Annotated in this window: 6 protein-coding genes and 2 pseudogenes; all 8 read right to left on the bottom strand. The window is 60.5% G+C overall.

Annotation, left to right across the window (positions count from 1 at the left end; translation table 11 throughout):
* Positions 1-181, bottom strand: a pseudogene (locus Q0341_RS13945) (C4-dicarboxylate ABC transporter); the annotation flags it as partial.
* Positions 182-243: 62 nt separating this feature from the next.
* On the bottom strand, positions 244-687 hold the full coding sequence (locus Q0341_RS13940) for a nuclear transport factor 2 family protein (RefSeq protein WP_299514524.1): 444 nt from the start codon (positions 685-687) through the stop codon (positions 244-246).
* A complete protein-coding gene (locus Q0341_RS13935) occupies positions 684-1,436 on the bottom strand; it encodes an alpha/beta hydrolase (RefSeq protein ID WP_299514520.1) in 753 nt (250 codons plus the stop codon). The genes Q0341_RS13940 and Q0341_RS13935 overlap by 4 nt, the downstream gene beginning before the upstream one ends.
* Before the next feature lies 1 nt (position 1,437).
* On the bottom strand, positions 1,438-1,746 hold the full coding sequence (locus Q0341_RS13930) for a 2Fe-2S iron-sulfur cluster binding domain-containing protein (RefSeq protein ID WP_299514518.1): 309 nt from the start codon (positions 1,744-1,746) through the stop codon (positions 1,438-1,440).
* Positions 1,743-2,831: an aromatic ring-hydroxylating dioxygenase subunit alpha gene (locus Q0341_RS13925; RefSeq protein ID WP_299514516.1), complete on the bottom strand. Its 1,089-nt coding sequence runs from the start codon at positions 2,829-2,831 to the stop codon at positions 1,743-1,745. Before Q0341_RS13925 ends, Q0341_RS13930 begins: the two co-directional genes overlap by 4 nt.
* A gap of 3 nt (positions 2,832-2,834) precedes the next feature.
* Positions 2,835-3,605, bottom strand: coding sequence for a GntR family transcriptional regulator (locus Q0341_RS13920; RefSeq protein WP_299514513.1), 771 nt, complete (start codon positions 3,603-3,605; stop codon positions 2,835-2,837).
* Positions 3,606-3,790: 185 nt separating this feature from the next.
* Complete coding sequence (locus Q0341_RS13915; RefSeq protein WP_299514510.1) at positions 3,791-4,294, bottom strand: disulfide bond formation protein B; 504 nt, start codon at positions 4,292-4,294, stop codon at positions 3,791-3,793.
* A gap of 85 nt (positions 4,295-4,379) precedes the next feature.
* A pseudogene (locus tag Q0341_RS13910) lies at positions 4,380-4,487 on the bottom strand (ferredoxin--NADP reductase); the annotation flags it as partial.

Below are 4,487 nucleotides of genomic sequence, written 5' to 3'. Positions count from 1 at the left end.
TGCGGTTGTTGGAGTCTTTGGCGATGGCTTCGCACCATGGCACCACCACACGGTGATGCCCCATGGCCACGGTGGGCCAGATGTGATGCACTTTAAGCACCACCTCTTGGGCTTGTGCCTGCGCGGCAGCGGCAAGCGCCAGCAAAGCTGCGCCGCGGATCAAACGGGTTTTAAATTTCATGAAAGTCTCCTGGTTATGTACATGGATAAAAAAACAATCAAACGGCCTGCAGTGAAACAGGCTCAACGGAAAAACACAAACTCAGACTGTCGCCTCAGTAACCACCAGCGCCCGTCTTCGAGCGTCAAAACGTCGTGGTGTTCTCCGAGTTTTTGTACCGCATCGGCGGGCCGCCCTGCGGCCGATGCGGAGTCACTTTGACGACCCGTCCAAAGCAGCACGGTCGCGTGGGCATCTACCCGATCGGGCGATGACCACTGCAGATGCGCAGCGGACAAAAGGTGCCGCGTGATTCGGTTCGGGTCACGGTGGGCATAGGCGTCACGCACCGCTTGCGGTCCGTGCAGCACCTGCCCATCCGGCCTGACAAAGGCCACATCAGGATGCAAACAAGATGCCAAGCTGTCCAGATCTCCGTGGTCAATGGACCACCCTACCCGCACGAGCAAGGCCTGAACAGCCTGCGCATGCGCAGCATGGGTCAACAAAGCGGCGTTGTCTGTCATGTGCCATCGCTCTCAAAGCCGGTCAGAAATGCCGGGGACCGCACCCAATCAGAAAGCACTTGCGCCACCGACTCGGGCTGCTCCATCGGGGCCATATGCCCGGCCAACTCGATCACATGCAAGGCAGCCTGGGGCAACAAATCAGCCATGGCCTGGTGCTGCGTGACCGGGGACCAACTGTCTTGCGCGCCGCACAAAAGACACACAGGCCCGACCATGCCTTGGAGGGTCTGGCTCGCGTCGGGCCGTGCCAACAAAGCCCGTATCTGGCTGGCGAAATGCGTGGGCGTGCGTCGGGCAAACATGGCCACAATGCGGTCCATCAAAGCGCTGTCGCTCAAGCGCTCAGGATGCACCATGCCTTGAGCCCAATTGCGGGCCATGACCTGCACACCTTCGCTCAAAGCCAAGTCCAGCAAAGCCTGACGTTTTGCAGCCTCGGCCTCACCTGGAGGGCCTGATGGTCGGGCCAGGTAACCGGTATCGAGCAAGGCCAAACGCTGCACACGATCGGGTGCCAGACGGCACATTTCCAAAGCCACGCGGCCGCCCATGGAATGGCCTGCCACAGCCAAAGGACCCGGCACCGAGCGCAGAATTTGCACGGCCATGCCTTCGATGTCATCACAAAAACCATGGTCTGGCACGACACTCCCCTCGGCAGCCGAGCCCATGCGAGCCCGCACATCCGACCATACGGCCTCGTCGCACATGAGCCCCGGCACCAAGACCAGCGTGGCCGTTGTCATCTCAAAGGTCCAGCACCAAACGCGCCGTCTGGCTGCGGGAGCAACAAATCAGCATTTGGTCGTTGGCCGCTTGTTCTTCGGGTGTCAAGAACATGTCCCAATGGTCGGGCTGACCGGCCACCACCTTGGTCAGGCAAGTGCCGCAGACACCTTGCTCGCAGGCAAACGGCAAATCCACACCAGCATCGCTCAGGACACGCAAGATGGACTGGTCCGCAGGCACTTGGTAGGTTTGGCCGCGCTGGGCCAAGTGCACTTCAAATCCCCCATCGGCGGGCAATGGGGTCTGGGTCAGGTCTTCGTGGCTCATGCGGGCGTTCCGTGGGTTTGGTCGTTGGGCGTTGGGGCGGCCTGAGCCTTGGCTTGTTCTTGCGCCAGCAAACGGTCGATGATGCGGCGCGACTGCACCCCACCCGAGTCGATGTTGAGGAGCAGCAGTTTGCGGTCAGGCCACCGGCTGATGTTGGCTTGCTGCAACTGCAGCATCGCCATGTCTTCATTGAAAATCTTGCCTTGGCCTTCGCGGATTTTGTCGGTCAGCGCCGCGTCCTCGGGCTTGAACTGGCGCGCCATGCCCCAGTGGTACCAGTGCGAGGTCTCGGTCTCGGGTGTGATGAAGTCCACCACCACGCTGTAGGCCTTGTGCTCGGGCGCTGCGTCAAAGCCGCCTTGGCCAGCGAGCGCGACACCCACGTCGATCATGATGTGGCTCGGAGGTGTGAAGCGGCAGATCTGCCAGCGGTCCACCTTGGCCTGCGGGTCCAGGCCATTGGCGCTCATGGCCATTTGCCAAAACGGGGGGGCCTGAATGCCGTTCATGTGGCGCTGCAAAATGACCTGATCGTCTTGGACCGTGGTGGTGCACGGCGTCTCATCGATCTCGGGCTGGCCAATGCTGGTGGCGTGCACATAGGTCTCATGTGTCAGGTCCATCAGGTTGTCCACCATCAGGCGGTAGTCGGCCTGGACGTGGTAAAGCCCACCACCATAAGCCCAAGCAGGGTTGTCAAAGAACTCAAAGCTCGGCATCTGAGCCTCATCGGCCAGCGCTTGGTCGCCGGGCCAGACCCAGACAAAGCCGTAACGCTCGACCACCGCGTAGCTTTTGATGGCCGGAAAACCCCGCACTCGCTGACCGGGCATGTGCACGGTCTTGCCCTCGCAGCCCATCTCCAGGCCGTGGTAACCGCACACCAGCTTGCCCTCGCACACTTTGCCCAAAGACAATGGCGCGCCCCGATGCGGACAGAAATCCTCCACGGCAGCGACCTTGCCCTGCGGGCCTTTGAAAAACACCATTGGCTCGTTACAAATGGTTCGCCCCAGGGGCCGAACGCCCAAGGCCTCCAGTTCCTCTAATGAACAGGCCACGTACCAAGTATTTTTAATGAACACGGTTCACCTCTTGCTTTGAATGAGTTGCACGCCAGGCGTGAGTGAGGGCTGCGGGTTTTGCAAAGCCAAGGCCAGGTTCTGGCGGGCAATGCGCGAGTGTTCGCGCATCAAGGCCTCGGCGCGGCCAGCCTCGCGCTGCGCGATGGCCTGCAACACCTGGCGGTGTTGGTGCTGCGCCACCACCAACAAATCACGCGCATCAGGCTTGCTGGCTTGCAGCCCCACAAACCCCGATGCCGAGGCAAATGGCAACCTCGACGCCCGCTCGATCTCACGGGCCAACACGGCACTGTCGGCCATCTCGGACAACAATTTGTGAAAGCGCGCATTGAGCCGCACGTAGCCCGAAAAATCTTCGTCATCCAGACCGCTGGGGCCCAGCAACTGGTCAATCTGGTCCAAACACGCCCCCGCCTCTTGCAGCAACACCGGACGCACGCCACGCTCGGCGGCCAGCCGTGCGGCCAAGCCTTCCAGCGTGCCGCGCAGCTCGATGGCATCGGCCACATCGCGCTCAGAAAAAGTCCGCACCGCGTAGCCACCGCCGGGCAAAGCGTCGAGCAAACCTTCTTGGCCCAGGCGCATCAAGGCGGCGCGAATCGGTGTGCGGGACATGCCCAAACGCTGCACCAAGGTCAACTCGGCAATGCGGCTGCCCGCAGCCAAGTCCCCGGCCAAAATCAACTCACGCAGGCGCTGCTGCGCTTTGACGGCTTGCGTGCCGCCTTCTTCTGCAGCATCTGCAGCCTGAATGCGAAGGGTGGATGAGGGCATGGCGTGGTTTGACAAAAATTGGATTAAACCACCAACTCGGCACCACTTGTATACAGGAAACCCCTTAAACCACCTTATTTCGCTTAAAAATTAAGCAAATATTGAAAATCAGTATCCCAAAATCGGATATTTCCTGTGGAAGAACTCAAGTTCACCACGGCCGTGTCGCTCACCGTGCCGCCTGATTACGCGGTCTGAACCGAGCGCGAACGGCGCGCCACCCACAGGCCCAGCAAGCCAAACAACACAAAGCAGACAAACGACCAGTTGGCGATCGAGCCACCCAGGAAAGTCCAGTCGATCTTGCTGCAGTCACCGCTGCCTTTGAAGATCATGGGAATGGCGCGGTTGATGGGAAAGTTTTCAACCATGCCGTAAAAGTCGCGCCCACAATTGACCACCTCGGGCGGGTACCACTGCAGCCAGCTTTGGCGGGCAGCGGTAAAGGCCCCAAAACCCGCGCTCAAAGCCAGCAGGACGCCCGTCGCCGCCAAGCCCCAGCCACGCAAGCGCCAACCGATCAAGGCAAGCAGCGCCACAACGATCAAGGCGTAGCGCTGGACGATGCACATGGGGCAAGGGTTCAGACCGACGACGTGTTGCAGATACAAGCCAAACGCCAGCATGCCCATGCCCGACAAGGCGATCAGCAGCATCCAGCGCGGGGGAGACATGGCGTTCAGATTCATGGCAACTTTTTCAAAAGCAAGGAGGGGCATTGTGCCCCCTGACTGCGCCGGTGTCGGCGCGGTGGTTCACTCAAGCCTGAAGGCCTCAGGCATCTGCAAAAGCCCGCTCGATCACGAACGCCCCAGGTGAGCTGGTGTTGCCTTCGGCCAGACCGCTGTCTTCGCAGATGCGCTTGAGGTCTTTGAGCATGGC

Source organism: uncultured Limnohabitans sp. (assembly GCF_937889215.1).
Lineage (GTDB): Bacteria > Pseudomonadota > Gammaproteobacteria > Burkholderiales > Burkholderiaceae_C > Limnohabitans_A.
This window is presented reverse-complemented; position numbering and strand designations above follow the sequence as displayed.

Coding starts and splice junctions, on each gene's coding strand:
- Q0341_RS13935 (WP_299514520.1), bottom strand. CDS start 1,436: ATGACAACGGCCACGCTGGTCTTGGTGCCGGGGCTCATGTGCGACGAG.
- Q0341_RS13940 (WP_299514524.1), bottom strand. CDS start 687: ATGACAGACAACGCCGCTTTGTTGACCCATGCTGCGCATGCGCAGGCT.
- Q0341_RS13915 (WP_299514510.1), bottom strand. CDS start 4,294: ATGAATCTGAACGCCATGTCTCCCCCGCGCTGGATGCTGCTGATCGCC.
- Q0341_RS13930 (WP_299514518.1), bottom strand. CDS start 1,746: ATGAGCCACGAAGACCTGACCCAGACCCCATTGCCCGCCGATGGGGGA.
- Q0341_RS13920 (WP_299514513.1), bottom strand. CDS start 3,605: ATGCCCTCATCCACCCTTCGCATTCAGGCTGCAGATGCTGCAGAAGAA.